General features: G+C 60.5%; 17 protein-coding genes. 4 read left to right on the top strand and 13 right to left on the bottom strand.

Going from position 1 to position 18296, the window contains the following annotated elements; genetic code table 11:
* Positions 1-53: 53 nt before the first annotated feature.
* The 3 genes from glgA to CR254_RS09200 all read left to right on the top strand — a co-directional run bounded on the left by glgA (position 54) and on the right by CR254_RS09200 (position 5043).
* Positions 54-1457: a glycogen synthase GlgA gene (gene glgA, locus CR254_RS09210; RefSeq protein ID WP_097929576.1), complete on the top strand. Its 1404-nt coding sequence runs from the start codon at positions 54-56 to the stop codon at positions 1455-1457.
* A 77-nt stretch (positions 1458-1534) separates the two neighbouring features.
* Positions 1535-3424, top strand: a complete 1890-nt coding sequence (glgX, locus tag CR254_RS09205; RefSeq protein WP_097929575.1) for a glycogen debranching protein GlgX — start codon at positions 1535-1537, stop codon at positions 3422-3424.
* A complete protein-coding gene (locus tag CR254_RS09200; protein WP_097929574.1) occupies positions 3421-5043 on the top strand; it encodes an alpha-glucosidase in 1623 nt (540 codons plus the stop codon). Before glgX ends, CR254_RS09200 begins: the two co-directional genes overlap by 4 nt.
* Before the next feature lie 39 nt (positions 5044-5082).
* On the opposite strand, the gene CR254_RS09195 is transcribed toward CR254_RS09200, so the two are convergent.
* The 8 genes from CR254_RS09195 to CR254_RS09160 form a co-directional block, all read right to left on the bottom strand.
* Entirely contained in the window at positions 5083-5349 is a 267-nt protein-coding gene (locus CR254_RS09195; protein WP_097929573.1) for a DUF1467 family protein, read from the bottom strand.
* Positions 5346-5750 (bottom strand): methylmalonyl-CoA epimerase, encoded by a 405-nt coding sequence (mce, locus tag CR254_RS09190; protein ID WP_097929572.1) that lies wholly within the window; start codon positions 5748-5750, stop codon positions 5346-5348. The genes CR254_RS09195 and mce overlap by 4 nt, the downstream gene beginning before the upstream one ends.
* An 80-nt stretch (positions 5751-5830) precedes the next feature.
* A complete protein-coding gene (locus tag CR254_RS09185; RefSeq protein WP_097929571.1) occupies positions 5831-6832 on the bottom strand; it encodes a ligase-associated DNA damage response exonuclease in 1002 nt (333 codons plus the stop codon).
* Positions 6833-6835: 3 nt separating this feature from the next.
* Positions 6836-7204, bottom strand: coding sequence for a hypothetical protein (locus CR254_RS09180; RefSeq protein ID WP_097929570.1), 369 nt, complete (start codon positions 7202-7204; stop codon positions 6836-6838).
* Positions 7205-7220: 16 nt separating this feature from the next.
* Positions 7221-7976 (bottom strand): DUF6478 family protein, encoded by a 756-nt coding sequence (locus CR254_RS09175; protein WP_281252990.1) that lies wholly within the window; start codon positions 7974-7976, stop codon positions 7221-7223.
* A 5-nt stretch (positions 7977-7981) separates the two neighbouring features.
* The gene (locus tag CR254_RS09170; RefSeq protein WP_145996732.1) at positions 7982-8638 is read right to left on the bottom strand and encodes a hypothetical protein; all 657 of its coding nucleotides are present in this window, start codon (positions 8636-8638) and stop codon (positions 7982-7984) included.
* Positions 8619-10343 (bottom strand): dihydroxy-acid dehydratase, encoded by a 1725-nt coding sequence (gene ilvD / locus CR254_RS09165; protein WP_097929567.1) that lies wholly within the window; start codon positions 10341-10343, stop codon positions 8619-8621. The genes CR254_RS09170 and ilvD overlap by 20 nt, the downstream gene beginning before the upstream one ends.
* Before the next feature lie 232 nt (positions 10344-10575).
* Complete coding sequence (locus tag CR254_RS09160; protein WP_097929566.1) at positions 10576-11112, bottom strand: RICIN domain-containing protein; 537 nt, start codon at positions 11110-11112, stop codon at positions 10576-10578.
* A 268-nt stretch (positions 11113-11380) separates the two neighbouring features.
* Here CR254_RS09160 and CR254_RS09155 point away from each other — a divergent pair, with 268 nt between their 5' ends.
* Positions 11381-12448, top strand: a complete 1068-nt coding sequence (locus tag CR254_RS09155; RefSeq protein WP_097929565.1) for a Hint domain-containing protein — start codon at positions 11381-11383, stop codon at positions 12446-12448.
* Positions 12449-12511: 63 nt separating this feature from the next.
* Here CR254_RS09155 and CR254_RS09150 read toward each other — a convergent pair whose 3' ends face one another.
* From CR254_RS09150 to xdhC, 5 genes are all read right to left on the bottom strand, one after another.
* Positions 12512-13612 (bottom strand): BMP family ABC transporter substrate-binding protein, encoded by a 1101-nt coding sequence (locus tag CR254_RS09150; RefSeq protein ID WP_097929564.1) that lies wholly within the window; start codon positions 13610-13612, stop codon positions 12512-12514.
* Between the two features lie 43 nt (positions 13613-13655).
* Positions 13656-14705, bottom strand: a complete 1050-nt coding sequence (locus CR254_RS09145) for an ABC transporter permease (protein WP_102882795.1) — start codon at positions 14703-14705, stop codon at positions 13656-13658.
* Between the two features lie 77 nt (positions 14706-14782).
* Positions 14783-15871: an ABC transporter permease gene (locus tag CR254_RS09140; RefSeq protein WP_097929563.1), complete on the bottom strand. Its 1089-nt coding sequence runs from the start codon at positions 15869-15871 to the stop codon at positions 14783-14785.
* Positions 15868-17367, bottom strand: coding sequence for an ABC transporter ATP-binding protein (locus CR254_RS09135; protein ID WP_097929562.1), 1500 nt, complete (start codon positions 17365-17367; stop codon positions 15868-15870). The genes CR254_RS09140 and CR254_RS09135 overlap by 4 nt, the downstream gene beginning before the upstream one ends.
* A complete protein-coding gene (gene xdhC / locus CR254_RS09130; RefSeq protein WP_097929561.1) occupies positions 17364-18296 on the bottom strand; it encodes a xanthine dehydrogenase accessory protein XdhC in 933 nt (310 codons plus the stop codon). Before xdhC ends, CR254_RS09135 begins: the two co-directional genes overlap by 4 nt.

Genomic DNA, 18296 nt, shown 5'->3' with positions numbered 1-18296 from the left:
GACCCTGCGCAGGGGCTGATCTGAAACCACCGAACACTGGGTGATCCGCTATTATGAAAGTCCTCTCCGTCGCCTCAGAAGTGTATCCGCTGATTAAAACGGGGGGCCTTGCCGATGTTGCGGGCGCCTTGCCTGCGGCATTGGCAGCACATGGGGTAGAGATGCGGACCCTGCTGCCCGGCTACCCCAAGGTGATGGCCGCATTGGGTAAAATGAAGCCTGTTTTACAGGTCGATGGCGGGCAGGTTCTGTTTGGCACCCACGCGGGGCTGACGCTGTACGTTCTGGATGTACCGACGCTTTTTGACCGCGATGGTGGGCCATATGGCGATGCTGACGGGCAGGATTGGGATGATAACGCGACCCGCTTTGCGCAACTCTCAATGGTGGCGGCGCGTCTGGCACGGGGTGAGGCAGGCTGGCAGCCCGATGTGGTTCACGCCCATGATTGGCAGGCGGCGCTGGTGCCGGTCTACCTGCGCTATGCCGGCGGCCCGCCCAGCGTTCTGACCATCCACAACATCGCCTTTCAGGGGCGTTTCACGGGCGAGGTTTTTGGTGAACTGGACCTGCCGCAGCAGGCATGGTCCGTTGATGGTGTCGAATATTACAATGATGTCAGCTATCTAAAGGGCGGCTTGGCCAGTGCGAATGCGATCACAACGGTCAGTCCCACCTATGCGCGTGAAATCCTGACCCCCCATTTCGGTATGGGGATGCAGGATGTCATCGCCCCGCGTGCGCATCTGGTCCACGGCATCGTCAACGGTATCGATACCGATGTCTGGAATCCTGAGGCTGATCCGACGCTGGAGCAAAGCTATACCCCCCGCACCCTTGCCCGCCGTCGTGCGAACCGTACGGCGTTGGAGGCGCAATTCGGGCTGGAGCAGGGCGGCCCGCTATTCTGCGTGATCTCGCGTCTGACATGGCAAAAGGGTCTGGACCTGCTGGCCGACAATATCGACCATCTGGTTGGTTTAGGCGGAAAGCTGATCGTGCTGGGCAGTGGCGAACCTGCGCTGGAGGACGCTTTTACTCAGGCTGCCGCCCGTCATCCGGGGCGCGTCGCGACCTTTATCGGCTATGACGAAGCACTCAGCCACCGTTTGCAGGGCGGGTCCGATGCGATCCTGATCCCCTCGCGGTTTGAGCCTTGCGGCCTGACGCAGCTATACGGCCTGCGCTATGGCTGCGTGCCGATTGTGGCCTGTACGGGTGGGCTGGCTGATACGATTGTGGATGCAAACGGCGCCGCGCTGCGTGCAAATGTTGCGACCGGCCTGCTGCACGCACCCGATAGCGGCCCCGCATTGGGCGATGCGATTGCGGATGCTGTGGCCCTGTATCAAACGCCTGCATGGGTGAAAATGCAGCGGAACGGAATGCGCGCCGATGTTGGCTGGCAGGCATCCGCCGGTGAATATGCCGCGCTTTACCGTGATTTAACCAGCTAAGCGTCTGATATTTTGTGCATTGCAGCACTCGGCGAGGCGGGGCAGGGTAGAACCGTATTTGTCCGAGCGGAGAGCCCATGCAAGACGATTTTCGCCCCGGCGCGACCTTAACCCCAACCGGCGCCCGCTTTGCCGTCTATGCCCCTGCGGCCGATCAACTGTGGTTGTGCATCGACGATCCTGCGGGGGAGCAGCGACTCGCGATGGATCGCTCAACCGTTCATCAGGGCTGGTGGGAGCATGCGGTAGATGGCGCGGGCGATGGCACTCGTTATGCCTATCGCGCTGAGGGGACATATGCCCCCGATCAAGGGCTGTGGTTCGATCCTTCCAAACTGCTGGTGGACCCATGGGCGGTCGAGATTTCGGCCCCCTATGCCTATGATCCGACGCTGGGTGAATTCGGCGTGGACAGCGCCGGTCGCACCCCGTGGACCGTTTTGCGCGCACCATTGCCTGATCTTGAAACGGATCCGATTTTTCAGCATGGCGGGCTGATATATGAGGTGAATGTCCGGGGCTTTACCGCCCAGCATCCCGACATCCCCGAGGACCTGCGCGGCACCATCGCAGCACTGGCCCATCCGGCGATTATCGCCCATATGAAATCGCTGCATATCGACGCGATTGAGCTGATGCCGGTGACAGCGTGGATAGATGAGCGGCATCTGAGCCCGTTGGGCTTGCGCAATTTCTGGGGCTACAACCCCGTCACCTTTATGGCGCTGGACCCGCGCCTATGCCCCGGTGGCGTGGCGGAATTGCGTGAAACCGTGGCGGCTTTGCGTGCGGCGGGGATCGGCGTGTTGCTGGATCTGGTGTTCAATCACACCGGGGAAAGCGACACAGGCGGCCCGACCGTCAGTTTCTGCGGGTTGGCGAACCAGGAGTATTACCGCCACATCGACGGCGTGATGGTCAATGATAGCGGCTGCGGCAACACCATCGCCTGCGATCATCCAGTCATGCGGGACATGATCTTGGACAGCCTGCGCCACTTCCTGCGGCAAACAGGTGTGGACGGTTTCCGTTTTGACCTTGGCCCGATTTTGGGACGCACGGCGGCGGGCTATGATCCACAGGCGGAAACGCTGCGTGCGATGATCGACGATCCGGTTATCGGCAAATCGGTGCTGATCGCCGAGCCATGGGATATCGGGCCGGGCGGCTATCAGGTTGGCAATTTCCCCGCGCCGTTTCTGGAATGGTCGGACCGTTACCGCGATGATCTGCGCGCCTTTTGGCAGGGGCAACCACACCGGATGGGGGTTCTGGCAACACGCCTTGCCGGATCATCGGATACTTATCCGGACGATGAAACGCGGGTTGTGAACTTCATCGCGGCTCATGACGGTTATACCCTGTGGGACACCACTGCCTATGTGCACAAACACAACGAGGCGAATGGCGAGCATAACCGCGACGGTCATAACGATAATATCAGCTGGAATAACGGGGTGGAGGGCGCGACCGACGATCCCGCCATCACCGCCGCCCGCCGCCGCGATGTGGCCGCGATGATTGGCACGCTTCTGGCCAGTCGGGGCAGTGTTATGCTGACCGCCGGTGATGAATTTGGCCGTACTCAGCAAGGCAATAACAACGCCTATTGTCAGGACAGTGAAATCGGCTGGGTCGATTGGGGCAATGTGGATGCTGAACTGCTGTCTATCGTGCAATCCTATGCGCAGGCCCGTGCCCATACGCCTGAGCTGCGTCAGGTGAGCCTGCTGACAGGGCAGGGCGATGTGGAATGGTTGCGCCCTGATGGCACCGCAAAACAGCCTGATGATTGGCACCACGCGCAGGCCCTGCGCAAGGCGATGCGGGACGTCATCATCGACATTAACGGGGCAGACGGCCCCACAACATTCACTGCACCCGAGGGGAACTGGCGATCGCTGCGCGGCTGGAACGGCGCGATGCCGGCACGCAGCGTGGACTATTGGTTGAAGGACGAAACATGAGCAATTCCGACTGGTGGCGTGGCGCCACGATCTATCAGATCTATCCCCGCTCGTATCAGGACACGACCGGTGACGGGATCGGCGACCTTGCCGGTATTACGCAACGGCTGGATCATGTTGTCTCGCTGGGGGTGGATGCGATCTGGATCAGCCCGTTTTTCAAATCGCCCATGGCGGATTTTGGCTATGATGTCAGCGATTACCGCGACATTGACCCGATGTTTGGCACCTTGGCTGATTTTGACACGCTGATCGAACAGGCCCATCAGCGCGATATCAAGATCATCATCGACCAAGTGTTGAGCCACTGTTCAGATCAACATGCATGGTTCAAGGAAAGCCGCCAATCGCGTGATAACCCCAAGGCGGACTGGTTCGTCTGGGCCGATGCGAACGAGGACGGCTCCGCCCCCACAAACTGGCTCAGCGTGTTTGGCGGGCCGAGTTGGGAGTGGGACAGCACCCGTCGGCAGTATTACCTGCACAACTTCCTCGCCAGCCAACCGGACCTGAATTACCACAACCCCGATGTGCAGGACGCGATGCTGGGCGAAATCCGGTTCTGGCTGGATCGCGGCGTGGACGGGTTCCGCTTTGATGCGTGCAATTACCATTTCCACGATCAGGAGCTGCGCAGCAATCCGCCAGCACAGCGCGGCAGCGGGTCCAGCTTTATTGAAGCATCAAATCCCTATTCATTTCAGGATCACCTCTACGATAAATCCCAACCCGAAAACCTCGCGTTTTTGCAGCGGGTGCGGGCATTGCTGGATGAATATGAGGGGCGGTCATCCGTCGGTGAAATCGGGGATGAGCATCGCAGCTATGACACAGTTGCCGCCTATACGCGCGATAGCCGCCTGCACATGGCCTATACGTTCGATTTGCTAGCCGACAAATTCTCCGCCGGTTTTATCCGTCACACAATTGAGGTGATCGAGGATAAGGTCGCGGATGGCTGGGTGTGTCACTCCTTCTCGAACCACGATGTGACCCGCCACGTGACCCGTTGGGCGCAGCCGGGGGATGATCGGGAACATCTGGCGAAGTTCTGTATCTCGCTGCTGACCTGCCTGCGTGGATCAATCTGTCTGTATCAGGGTGAGGAACTGGCCCTACCAGAGGCGGATATCGCCTATGAGGACCTGACCGACCCCTACGGCATCCGCTTTTGGCCGGGGTTCAAGGGGCGCGACGGTTGCCGTACCCCGATGGTGTGGCAGGGTGAGGCGCGTTTTGGCGGGTTCTCGGACACAAATGCGGATAAGCCGTGGTTGCCGGTTCCCGCCGCGCACCTGCCGCTGGCCGTGGATCAGCAGGGTAACGGAACGGATAGCGTACTGGACCATTACCGTGCTGCCATTGCGGCACGACAGTCGGACACGACCTATGTGAAGGGGGATATCCGCTTCATCGACGACCTGCCGCCGGATGTGCTGGCCTTTACCCGCAGCTATCAGGGCGTCACGCGGACCTGCGTGTTTAACTTCGCCCGTGAACAGCGGGAAATTGCGATGGTGCTGGATGGAGTGGCCGATTTTACCACGGCGACTGGGCAGGTTGCGCAGCAGCAGGGCGATATGCTGATCCTGCCACCGCTGGGCTTTGCCATTTCCTAAGCTATGATGCCGGAGGCGGCCAACGCCTCCGGACTGGCTTCAGGCAGTGCCGTCGAAAACGTCCAGCATCTCGATTGTAATCACGCCAGAGATGATGATCGTGCAGATGATCGCGCTGAGGATTGTTGCGACGATCGTGGTGATGACCATCTTGCGCTTCATCCGCAGGTTCGCGGGCGCACCGGGGGGGGTGCCGGGCACGACGTTGCCGTCCTCCTCCTGACTGATTTCGCCAATGGGCAGTACGATAAACAGCGTCAGAAACCAGATGACGGCGAAAACGACGATTACGGATGTGATGGTCATGCTTGTTCCAGTTCTACCAGCGTGCCGGTGAAATCCTTGGGGTGCAGGAACAGAACGGGCTTTCCATGGGCGCCGATCTTTGGCTCTCCACTGCCCAGAACGCGCGCGCCGCTGGCCTGCAATTTATCGCGAGCGGCCAGGATGTCATCGACCTCGTAGCAGATGTGATGGATGCCGCCGGACGGGTTTTTGTCGAGGAACCCCTGAATCGGCGATCCCTCACCCAGCGGGTGCAACAGCTCGATCTTGGTATTGGGCAAAGTGATGAAAACGACCGTCACACCGTGATCCGGCTCGTCCTGCGGGGCGGCAACATCTGCGCCCAGCGTATCGCGATACTGCGCGATTGCGGCGTCCAGATCCGGCACGGCGATAGCAACGTGGTTTAGGCGTCCGATCATGTTTCTTCTCCCATGGCTTGCCAGCGTTCTAGGCCAAGCGGTGCTGCGGGGAAAGCGTCAACAATGACGCGGGCGGCGCATCACTGCGCGACGCCGCGTCCGGCAATGCGTAAGGGGGCGGCGTCTAACCCTTGGCCCTGACACCAATGTACCAGCGCGTCCTCGGCCCCGTGGGTGACCCAGATGGTTTCGGCCTGCACCTGATGCACGGTCTGGCACAGGGCGTCCCAGTCGCAATGATCCGATACGATCAGCGGCAATTCGACCTGCCTGCTTTGCGCGCGGCCCCGAACTTGCATCCAGCCAGAGGCACCAACGGCCAGCGGTTCGGGCAGAAAGCGCGCCCATGGCTCCTGCACCGCACTGGGCGGGGCCAGCACGATCTGACCGCGCAGGGCCTCTGTGGGCATATCAGCAGCAGGTTCCCACGGGATCAGCGGCACGTCGAAATTCTGGTAAATCTGCGTCATCGGGATCAGGCTGTGATGCAGATAAACAGGGCGATCATATCCGCAGGCCAACAGCTCCCCCATAATCCGCTGCGCCTTGCCCAGTGAATAGACACCCACCACATGCGCGCGGTTGGGGAAGGTTTCGAGCGATGCGAATAGCTTTTGCAACTCCCCGCGCAATGGCGGGTGGCGATAGACCGGCAGGCCAAATGTTGCCTCGGTCACGAACAAGTCGCAGATCACAGGCTCAAACGCGGTACAGGTCGGGTCCGTCGCACGCTTGTAATCGCCGGATATGACAACCCGCGTACCGCCCGTTTCGATGGTAATCTGGGCGGAGCCCAGGACGTGACCCGCAGGCATGAAGCGTATTTGCGCATCGCCCATCTGGATTGCCGCGCCCAGCTCTGCCGCCTGAAATGTGTCGTAAGCGCCCTTACCATGGCGCGCCCGTGCAATGGCGCCTGTCGGAGCGGTGGCCAGCATCGCTTGATGCCCGCGCGCGCAATGGTCGCTATGGCCATGGGTGACCACAGCGCGCTCAACACCACGGGTCGGGTCGATGTAGAAATCAGCGGCGGGGCAATACAGCCCCTGTGGTCGTAGCGTTAGAACATCCTGCGGACGCATGCCTCAGATGTCCCGGCGCAAACGCTCACGCAGGACGGTTTTTACCAGCTCCAGTTCGGCGCGCAGTAGCGCAACCTCCTCCACGATAGAGCTGTCTGTACCGCCCCCGATAATCAGCGGCAGCGCGGCCAACGGCGTTTCCTCACCCTGTTTGCGCAACAGCAAAACGCCGATCCCGTTCGAGAGTGCGGATTGCGGCAGCGGGTGCTCAAACTCGATATATCCAGGTTTGCGGTCAATCGGGCGTGGCACGGGACGCGAGATCACAACGCCGTCCAAAACCAGCTCCAGCGGTACAAATCCGCCCGCCTGAATATGTGCCCGCAACACGCCATTATCCAGCCAGAGGCGGTTGTGATCAGATTCGGTCATGGCATCCTCTGGCAGGTTATAGCGACAGGCGCGGGCGGCGCGAGATGACGATATCGCGGATCACCACACGATTTAGCGGTCGCGTGTTAAAGATCAGATCGATCCAGATTTCCTTGGCTCGCGTCGGGTCGAAGGCGGTGTAATGCACGTCAAATTCCAGTACATCGTTCTGCTTTCGCAGATCCAACTGCCGGATGACCTGTTCCACATTTGGCCCATGCGCCAGATTGAGCCGCGCAAACACGTCGCATTGCTGCTCTAGCGCGATGGTATAATCCACGCGGATCAGGTCGTCCTTACCGATGCGCGAAACCTGTTCGGGCGGCAGGGCCAACGCCAGCGAGACGAAGTTGCCCCGCACGTTCCAGATATCCAGCGCATATTCATGCCGCCCCTGCGAGCGTGGCATTTGATGCGCCACAATACGCGGTGGTGACATGTCGTGATGGACGCTGACATCGGCGGACAGCTCTGTGCCGGTTGCCGGTGAAACCTGTCCTGAGGGGGTTTGCAGAACCCGCAAAATGCTGGGCCGGTGCAGGATCTCCGCGTCCTCTGGCAGCAACTCCGGCCGATGCTGGGCGATGCCGCTGCGGATGCTGCCATCCATTTCCAATTGTCGCGCAACGCGCCCCAGCTTGCGCGCCTGCCGTGTCCAGCGGCCCGCCACATCGTCACGGACGCGCATCAAGCGGCGGTGGCGTCTTCGCAGTATTCTGGTGGCCAATCGTAGGACCAGAGCACCCGTTAATCCGCGAAGACGTATGCCCATATGAATTAAACCGGTGCTGAATTGGCGCGGCGGATGCTTTCACGGAAGGCGATGGCGCGTTCCAGCAGAGCCTCCTCGCCGGGCCAATAGGTATCCAGGGCGCGGACGGTCAGAACAATCATGCGTTCGTTTACCTCGCTCAACACACGCCAATATTGCCTGCTGGCCCCGTCAAAGGCGCCGCGTTCCGGTTCCTCGATCAGGGCATATAGGCTGTCGCCGCTCAACCGTGTTTTGATCAGGTGCGCGTCGCTGTTCCCCTGTGTCAGCAACGCCGTCAGACGGCCCGCCTGTAGGGAAACCTCTAGGCTGGCAATCCGCGCGCGCAATCGACCACTGCCGGGCAGGGCTGCATCGCTGACGCTCGCGCTCATTAGTGCGAGAGTTGAGGAGGGCGGGCCAAGCGGTCGCACGCCCAATGCAGTGCAATCACCGGCCAAAACAGCGGCGTCATGCGTACTGTCGGGGTCGATGCAAAAACCACGTGGCGGCACGATGACGACCAGCTGGCCGTCGCGTTCAAGGGCCAGTCGACGCATTTCGCTGCTGCCATCCACCGGATCCTCAGCCACATAGTCCTCCTGCTGCTCGACGCACGCGCCGAGCAGCAGGAGCAATCCAATCGTCGCAACCTTGATCAGGTTAGAGATCGGCATAGACATGCTTTTCCATCTTTGCGCCCGGATGGGTGACGGCACCTTTGTAAGTGTCGCCAACCTGTTGCGCATATTTCCACAGCGCGCCGGATGCGTAGATTGTGTCGCGAGGGCCAGCCCATTCGGATTTACGCTGCTCCAGCTCCTCATCGGTCAGATCGACGGAGATAGCGCCCTCGATCGCGTCCAGGGTGATGATGTCGCCGTTGCGAAGCAGGGCAATCGGACCGCATTTCGCGGCCTCTGGACCAACGTGACCCACGCAGAAACCGCGTGTCGCGCCGGAGAAGCGGCCATCGGTGATCAGCGCGACCTTCTTACCCATGCCCTGACCGGACAGGGCAGCGGTGGTTGCCAGCATTTCGCGCATGCCTGGGCCGCCGGATGGGCCCTCGTTACGGATGACGAGGACTTCGCCCTCCTCATATTCACGCTTTTGCACGGCTGCGAAGGCGTCTTCCTCACATTCAAACACACGCGCAGGGCCGACGAAGCGCTGATGCTGCGCCTCCATTCCGGCGACCTTTACGATTGCGCCCTCGGGTGCGAGGTTGCCCTTTAGCCCGACAACGCCGCCGGTTTTGCTGATCGGCGTTTCGATTGCGTGGATGACCTTGCCATCTGCCTGACGGGTAACCTTGTCGATTTCCTCACCGATGGAATAGCCGGTGGCGGTCATGCAGTCGCGATAGATCAGGCCAGCCTTGTCCAGTTCCTTGAGCACAACAGGAACGCCGCCAGCCTCGTACAGATCCTTGGCAACGTAGTCGCCGCCCGGCTTCAGGTTCACGAAGTAAGGCGTGTCGCGGAAGATGTCGGTAACGTCCTCAAGGAAGAAGTCGATGCCTGCCTCATGCGCAATCGCGGGCAGGTGCAGACCGGCATTGGTCGAGCCACCGGTACAGGCCACAACGCGGGCGGCGTTGATCAGTGCCTCGCGTGTGACGATGTCACGGGCGCGAATGTTCTTTTCGATCAGGCGCATAACGGCTTGGCCGGATGCCTCACCATATTGGTCGCGGCTCTCGTATGGGGCCGGTGCGCCCGAGGAGTTTGGCAGTGCGAGACCGATTGCCTCGGACACGCAGGCCATTGTGTTTGCGGTGAACTGACCGCCACATGCACCGGCGGAGGGGCAGGCGACTGCCTCCAGTTTTTCCAGCTCGCAGGTGGACAGGTTGCCCGCCTGATGCTGGCCTACGGCCTCGAACACGTCCTGAACTGTCACGTCCTTGCCCTCGAACCGGCCCGGCAGGATCGAGCCGCCATAGACGAATACCGATGGCACGTTCAGGCGAACCATCGCCATCATCATGCCCGGTAGGGATTTATCGCAGCCCGCCAAACCGACAATCGCGTCATAGGCGTGGCCGCGCATCGTCAATTCTACTGTATCTGCAATGGCTTCGCGGCTGGCGAGCGAGGAGCGCATGCCCTCGTGGCCCATGGCGATGCCGTCGGTCACGGTGATGGTTGTGAATTCACGCGGGGTGCCGCGCGCCACCTTGACGCCCTGCTTAACGCTTTGCGCCTGACGGTTCAGGGCGATGTTACAGGGGGCTGCCTCGTTCCAGCAGGTTGCAACACCAACCAAAGGCTGGTGAATTTCCTCCTCGCTGAGACCCATAGCGTACAGGTACGAGCGGTGTGGTGCCCGTGCTGGACCCTCGGTCACGTGGCGGGAGGGCAGGCGGGATTTGTCGATACTCATGGGTGGCTCCCTCAAGGTGGCTTATGCGCGTTGCTTTAGGGAAAAGGCATATTGACGCGACGGCCCGAGGGCAAGAGCCACGACCCGTTCCGTCAAAGGTTAACGCGAAAAGGGATGGCTGCCCTGTGGCTGCTATCGGGCTGCGTTATGGCTGGCAAAGGTCTGGCGCGGGGCAAAGGTTAACCGCGCCAGATATGTTTAGTTGGCCAAGCCGCTTGGTTGGCCAGACCGCTTAGTCGGAAAGACCGCGGACGGCCCATTCCTGATAGGCGGCCAGATCCGCGTCACAGGTTTCCAGCGACAGCACCTTGATCTGGTTCGTATCGCTGCGGCCGCTGCGGGTGTCAGTGGCGAGGGTCAGGCACATGTCGGGCGCAGTGGCTGGCGTGATAGTGCCCTCACCCGAGAAACTGAAGCTTTGCGCATCGCTGCCGTCACAGGTTGCGAGGTCGATAGCCGTTCCTGCCTGGGTCGAGGCGACGCTGGCGCAGACATCGAATTTGGGCATGTAGAGCGTGCCGTCACTGAACTGCTCCGTCTCAAATGTCTGATCGACACCCAGTGCGCCAAGGTTGCTGTAGCATGTGTGCCCCTGCAAACCATCGGCGGGATCAGCATCATATTCCTGTGCCTTCGCGATATCGAGACAGTAGCCGATCTGCGTGTTGTCCAGCATATCGGTCAAATAAATCTCGACCTCATCCGCATGGGCGGTGGTGGCGATAGGCAGCAGCATCAGGGCGGTGGCCAAGCTGGCGAGCTTTGTCATTGTGTCGTGTCTCGTAGTGATTTTGTGTGTCTTATATTTAACGCAGACGGTCACATTTTCTGTCTACCGAGGAGAATAATAATTGCCTGATTTTTAGACTGCTGGGCACGGCGCGAGAGAGTGGGGTGTTTAAGACCCTATGATCGCATAGAATTTAGCTAAGATGTTGGGTGGTATGCAAAAAGATATTTTCGGCGCATGAATATAATACGCTTTTGAATCGTTTTGAAACTTGTTGTGCTAACACCCCTGCGCTAACGGTGATCACATGTATTACCTCTACGTATACAGCCCCAGTGATTTCGTCAGTGGGTTGCCCATTGAATCCGGCGCCCAAGCTGCTGGGTCTCCGACATTCTCACTGACTCTCAAGGCTGGCGCGACGCCCACCTTGATCAAGGTCGATGATGATGAGGCGGTATTTGACGAGGTTGACGGAACACAGTCATTGGATGGGGCCGTCACAATCGACGGCAACAGCTTTGCCGACGGGACAACAATCAATACCGCCTATGACCTGATTAACACGGCGAACGGGCACAAGGTTACGTCGTTCCATTTCGGCGGCGACGGATACCAGCAGGGTGAAGTGGACGGGATTGCGTCTACCGTTTTGTTGACGCCGGGCACGACCTATACGTTCAATACTGAACGTACGTCGCACCAGATGAACAACTTGTATGATGATTACGTTGCCTGCTTCACTGCGGGCACCGTGATCGCAACACAACGTGGGCCGGTTGCCGTTCAGGATTTGGTCACTGGCGATATGATCCGAACATTGGATCGCGGTTATCAGCCTCTGCGCCTGGTTTTGCAGCGGCATCTATCCGCGGCTGAACTGATTGCACGCCCCAAGCTGTGCCCCATTTTGATTGAGGCCGGTGCCTTGGGGCAGGGGATGCCGTGTCGCGATTTGCGGGTGTCGCCGCAGCACCGGTTTCTGGCGAACTCCCCGATTGTGCAGCGGATGTTTGGTGAGAGCGAGGTTTTGATCTCGGCCAAGAAGTTGACCCAGTTGCCCGGAATTTCGGAAATGGCGGGATGTACGGGGGTGACATATTTCCATCTGGTGATGGACCAGCACGAAGTCGTCTTTGCCGAGGGTGCCCCGACCGAGAGTTTCTATTTCGGCCCGATGGCCATTCGCGGCCTAGGCGACGATGCCCGTCAGGAGATGGTCGAGCTGTTTCCTGATATGGTGCTGGAGGGGTTCGTGCCCTCGGGCGCGCGTGAGATCCCATGCAGCAAGCGGCAGTCGCAGTTTGCGTGGCGGCATGAGCGGAACGGGAAGTCCGTTTTGACGGATGCGGTTCTGCACGACAGCCCGTCCTGAGAGCGGCCATAAAAAAGGCCCCGGAGGATATCCGGAGCCTTTGATCATTTCGCTAGGGGCGCATCAATTCGGGATCGCGCCCTCGATGCCCTCAACGTAGAAGTTCATGCCCAGCAGGGTGCCGTCATCGGCGGTCTCACCCTCAGCCAGCCAGACGGAGCCGTCCTGCTTGTTAACCGGACCTGTGAACGGGTGCAGTTCGCCAGCCGCGATTGCGTCCAGAGCTGCCTGTGCCTCAGCCGCGACATCCTCGGGGATGTTAATGTTGAACGCGCCGATGGTGGTCGTGCCCTGGCCGATACCGTGCCAGGAATCTGCGCTTTCCCATGTGCCATCCATGACTGCCTGAACCCGCTCGATATAGTACGGGTTCCAGTTGTCGATGATCGAGGACAGGCGCGCATTCGGGCCGAATTCCAGCATGTCCGAGGCCTGACCGAAGGCGTAAATGCCGGTCTCGTCCTCACCCAGATTGTCCCATGTTGCCTCTGCAATAGTCATTGGCGCAGTGGAGTCGGTGTGCTGCATGATGACGTCGGCGCCTTGCTCGATCAGGGCATTGGCGGCGTCTGCTTCCTTGGCCGGATCGAACCATGTGGACACCCACACGATCTTAAACTCGACGTCAGGGTTTACGGATTTCGCAGCAAGGTAGGCCGCGTTGATGCCGCGAATAACCTCGGGGATCGGGAAGGACGCGATGTAGCCAATCACGTTGGATTCGGTCATGTGACCGGCGAGGATACCCTGAACGGTGCGGCCCTCGTAGAAACGGCCGGAATAGACCGACACGTTATCGGCGCGCTGATAGCCGGTTGCGTGCTCGAACATTGTTTCGGGGAACTGGCCAGCGACGCGCAGGGTCGGGGTCATATAGCCGAACGAGGTGGTGAAGATCAGGTCGGTGCCGTCCTGCGCCATGCGGCGGATGACACGCTCACTATCGCCCTCGGGGACGCTCTCGATATAGGTGGTTTCTACGGCGTCGCCGAAGTGCTCCTCGATGGCAAGACGGCCTTGCTCGTGCTGGTAGGACCAGCCGAAATCGCCAATCGGGCCAACATAGATAAAGCCGACCGACAGGGGATCGTCGCTTTGTGCCATAACGCCGCCAGTGGCGAGGGTCAGCGCCGTGGCCAGCCCGAGTGTTTTGAGAAGTTTCATAGGTATCTCCTAGTTGTTGAGGTTGTCCCCGACCGCCCCTCGTTTAGCTGGAGGCGTGGAACACCCGACCCAGTGAGGCCGGTGCATTAAGTGCCGCGCGTGTACGGTCGCCAGAGATAGCCACCAAAACCACGATCGTCATCAAATAAGGTGTCATTGACAGGTATGCAGAGTCGAGCCGGAATGCGGGCCAAGTCAATGCCATTGCCCAGCTTAGCAGGGCAAGCGCTCCTAGAAATGCCACCCGTATCCAGTTTTTCGCGGTCATGCTGCGCAGGTTCAGCGCAATCATGCCGATCGTCACCACCGCCAGCACGATGGCCGCGATGCCCAGTACATTCAGATTCGCCGCCTGAATGTTCAATTGCAGGATCGTCACGCCGCCAAACAGCCATGCGCCGATAATCACGCGGCCCGGTTTCCAGCTGGCAAAGACCACGATGGCCAATGCGATCCAGCCGATGCCGGCGGTCATCCCCTCGGACCATTGTGGTACGCGGACAAGGCTGAGATAGGCCCCGCCCATGCCTGCACAGGCCCCCCCGAATGCGATGGCGGCCAGACGTATGGCGATGACGCGATATCCCAGCGCGTGGGCCGCATCGTGGTTTTCGCCCACCGCGCGCAGGACCAGCCCCGCGCGGGTGCGGTTCAGGAACCACCAGACCGCGCCGACCAGTGCCAATGCGAAATAGACGATCCAATCATAGGAGAACAGCATCTGACCCAGCACAGGTGCGTCGGACACAAACGGGATGTCGATGCGCGCGGTTTGTGGCGGGCGGATGCCGGTATAGGTCTGCCCCATCAGCGCGGCCAGCCCCAGCCCGAACAGCGTCAGGGCAAGGCCGGTGGCGACCTGATTGCTCAGTAATACTTGGGTCAGAAAGCCGAAGATCAGTGCCAGTAATCCACCCGCAACAGCAGCGAGGATAAAGCCCGCGACGGGGGTGCCGGTCTCCACCGCAGTGATAAACCCGATCACGGCGCCCATGACCATCATCCCCTCAACCCCCAGGTTGAGCACACCGGATTTTTCCACGATCAGCTCACCCGTCGAGGCGAGGACCAGTGGCGTTGCCGCGATCACCATGATCGGCAGCAGGGTTGTCAGGATATAAAACAGCGATTGCTGGATCGTAACGTCGGCGTTCAGCCCGATGACTTCCATCATTGTGCAGCCCCCCGCTTGCCAAAGCGCACCCGATAGCGCACCAGAATATCCAGTCCCAGCAGGAAGAATAGCAGCATTCCCTGAAACACGCTGATCGCGGCGCGGGGCAGGCCCAAATCGAGCTGCGCGTTTTCGCCCCCGATATAGGTCAGCGCCATGACCAAGCCCGCCGCCAGAATGCCCAGCGGGTTCAGGCGGCCCAGAAAGGCCACGATAATCGCGGTAAAGCCGTAGCCCTGTGGCAGCGCAGGCACCAATTGACCGGCGGGGCCTGCGACCTCGAACAAACCGGCCAGACCGGCCATTGCGCCGGACAGGCCCAGACAGACATAGATAATCATCGCCGGTTTCACGCCCGAGAACCGCGCCGCGCGGGGGGCTGACCCCATGACCTGAATGTTGAAGCCCAGCAGGTGTTTGCGCAGCAACAGCCATGCCAGCGGCACCAGCAGCAATGCGATCAGCACGCCGACATGCACGCGGGTATATTCGGTCAATCCGGGGAAGCCCTGTAGCAGCGGCAGCACCGCGCTGTCATGAAACAGGCGGCTTTCGGGGAAGTTGAATCCAGCCGGATTGCGTAGCGGCCCCGCGACCATCGCGCGCAGCAATTGATCGGCAACATAGACCAGCATCAGGCTGACCAAAATCTCGTTCGCGTTGAACCGGACCTTTAGGAATGCGGGGATCATTGCCCACAACGTGCCCGCGACCATACCGGCCAGCGCCATCAGCGGCAGCAGCCAGATTGCCTCGGTGCCGTAAAAGGCCAGCCCGACGGCGGAACCGGCAATCGCACCGACGATGAATTGCCCCTCGGCCCCGATATTCCACACGCCTGCGCGGAAACCATAGGACAGGCCGATGGCGATCAGGACCAACGGTGCGGCCTTCACGAACAGCTCATCACGGCTATAGGGGTCGAGGATGGGATCGACGAAGATCGTCCAGATCGCCTCCATCGGGTTTTTGCCCAGCATCGCAAACAGAATGCCGCCTGCGATCATCGTGGCCAGAACCGCCAATGCAGGCGTGCCCCAGACCATGGCACGGGAGGGGGTTAAGCGGGGTTCCAGACGGATCATGCTGCGTCTCCTCCGCCCATCATGCGGCCGATTTCCTCGATGCTGATGCTGCCTGCGGGGCGGGTCGGGCTGAGTTTACCGCCCGCGATAACCGCGAACTGATCTGACATTTCCATAAGCTCATCCAGATCCTGCGAAATCACCAAAACACTGGCGCCAGCGGCGGCCAAATCGCGAAGGCTTTGCCGGATTGAGGCGGCTGCGGCTGCATCCACGCCCCATGTCGGCTGATTGACCACCAGCACGCGAGGCTTTTGCATGACCTCGCGCCCGATGACGAATTTTTGCAGGTTGCCGCCAGACAGCGCGCGGGCAGGGGTATCCACCCCCGGTGTGCGCACGTCGAACTGTTTAATCACGGCCCGCGCGAAATTCGAGGCGACGTTCCATTTCAGAAAGCCCTGCGTGGACAGGCGTTGGCGCACGCGGCCGGTCAGCATGGTGTTGTCGGTCAGGCTCATATCCGGTGCGGCGGCGTGGCCCAAGCGTTCCTCGGGCGCGGTCAGCAGGCCAAGGCTGCGGCGGCGGTTCGGGCTAAGCCCACCGACCGGCGTATTGTCCAGACGGATCATGCCCGGCTCAACCAGTTGTTCGCCTGACAGGACCTCAACCAATTCATCCTGACCGTTGCCCGCGACACCGGCGATGCCTGTCACCTCACCCGCGTGCAGCGTCAGGTCGATGCCCTGTAGGGACACGCCGAACGGATCATGGGTGGGCAGGCTAAGGCCCGTGAGCTTCAGCAGGGTTCGCCCCGGAACCGCACGGCGCAGGGGTGGGTCGGCCAATGTGGAGCCGATCATCATCTCGGCCAGCGAACGTGGCGTTTCATCGCGTGGGATGCAGGTTGCAACCACCTTACCACCACGCAGGATCGTGGCGCGGTCGCATAGCACCCGAATTTCGTCGAGCTTGTGACTGATATAAAGGATCGCAACGCCGCGTTTGGACAGCAGGCGCAGGGTATCGAACAGGATGTTGACCTCCTGCGGGGTCAGGACCGATGTCGGCTCGTCCATAATCAGCAGGCGGGGGTCCTGTAGCAGGCAGCGCACGATTTCGACCCGCTGACGTTCCCCTACGCTGAGGTCACCGATCAGGCGGTCAGGGTCCAGCGGCAGGCCGTAATCCTTGCTTACGGACCGGATGCGGTCGGCCAGAACGCGGGGGGCGATTGCCTCATCCAACCCTAGCGCGATGTTTTCACGGACGCTTAATGCCTCGAACAGGCTGAAATGCTGAAAGACCATCGACACACCGGCGGCGCGGGCGTCCTTGGGCGAGGTGGGGGCGTAGGGGCGGCCATGCAGATGCATCTGCCCCTCATCCGGTTGCACCAGACCGTAGATCATCTTGACCAGAGTCGATTTGCCAGCGCCGTTTTCGCCCAGCAGGGCGTGTACTTCACCAGGGGCGATGTCGAAGGCAACGTCGTCATTTGCAACAACGCCGGGATACGCCTTTCGCAGGCCAGAAATGTCCAGAAGGGTGTTCATGCTATCGATTCGGTAAGCTGCGTTACGTTATTTCGCAACTGCAAAAGTTCAGATGCAAGCCCGATGGCAATCGCAGCAGGTTCCTTGCCAAGAGTTCTGTCGCCAATAGGGCAGTTTAGATGAGAGATTGTGGCCGCGTTATGGCCCAATTCCAACAGTCTTTTGCGAAAGCGGGCTGCTTTTGTTGCGGAACCGATCAAACCCAGATGTCCGTGGGGTTTTGATAGCACGCGGTGGCAAATCTCTAGGTCCAGCGCATGGGAATAGGTCAGCACGATATGCACCGCGTCATGGGGGGCATGTTGCACTGCGTCAGCGGGGTTGGCGGCAAGCAGCGGTTCGGCATGGGCGGGGATGTCGGCAGGGAAGCGATCCTGCGCGTCATCGACCCATGTGATGGCAAAGGGCAGCCCCTGAAACACGCGCACAACCGCGCGGCCAACATGGCCGGCACCGTAGAGCCATAGGGGCTGTTTGGCGGGGGCGACGGGCTCGATCAGCCAGCCCTCCAGCAATACCGGCGCGTCGCGGCCTTCTCGGACGGCCTGCACTGCGCGGGCCACGGAGAAGGGCATTTGCGTGGGGCCGGTCAGGGGGCGGGCGTGGATTCGGCTGTCTGGCAGGGTGCTGGCGTCGAACCGCTCGAATGCCAGATCAACATGGCCGCCGCAGCATTGCCCCAGCGCGGGGCCTAGCGGCACGGCCTGATAGGTGCGGGTTTTGTTGCCGGTCAGCATGGTGCGGGCGCGGGTGATTGCCTCATACTCCAACGTGCCGCCGCCGATTGTGCCTGATTGGCCCGTTGCCGTGACCAGCATTGCGGTGCCTGCCTCACGCGGGGCAGACCCGCGATGTGCGGCGATCAGCACCCGCACCACGGGGCCGTCTGCGCAGGCGGTGCGCAGGGTTTCTAGGTCAAAGCCGCTCAT

Origin of the sequence: Pontivivens marinum (assembly GCF_900231835.1) — a bacterium.
Lineage (GTDB): Bacteria > Pseudomonadota > Alphaproteobacteria > Rhodobacterales > Rhodobacteraceae > Pontivivens > Pontivivens marinum.
This window is presented reverse-complemented; position numbering and strand designations above follow the sequence as displayed.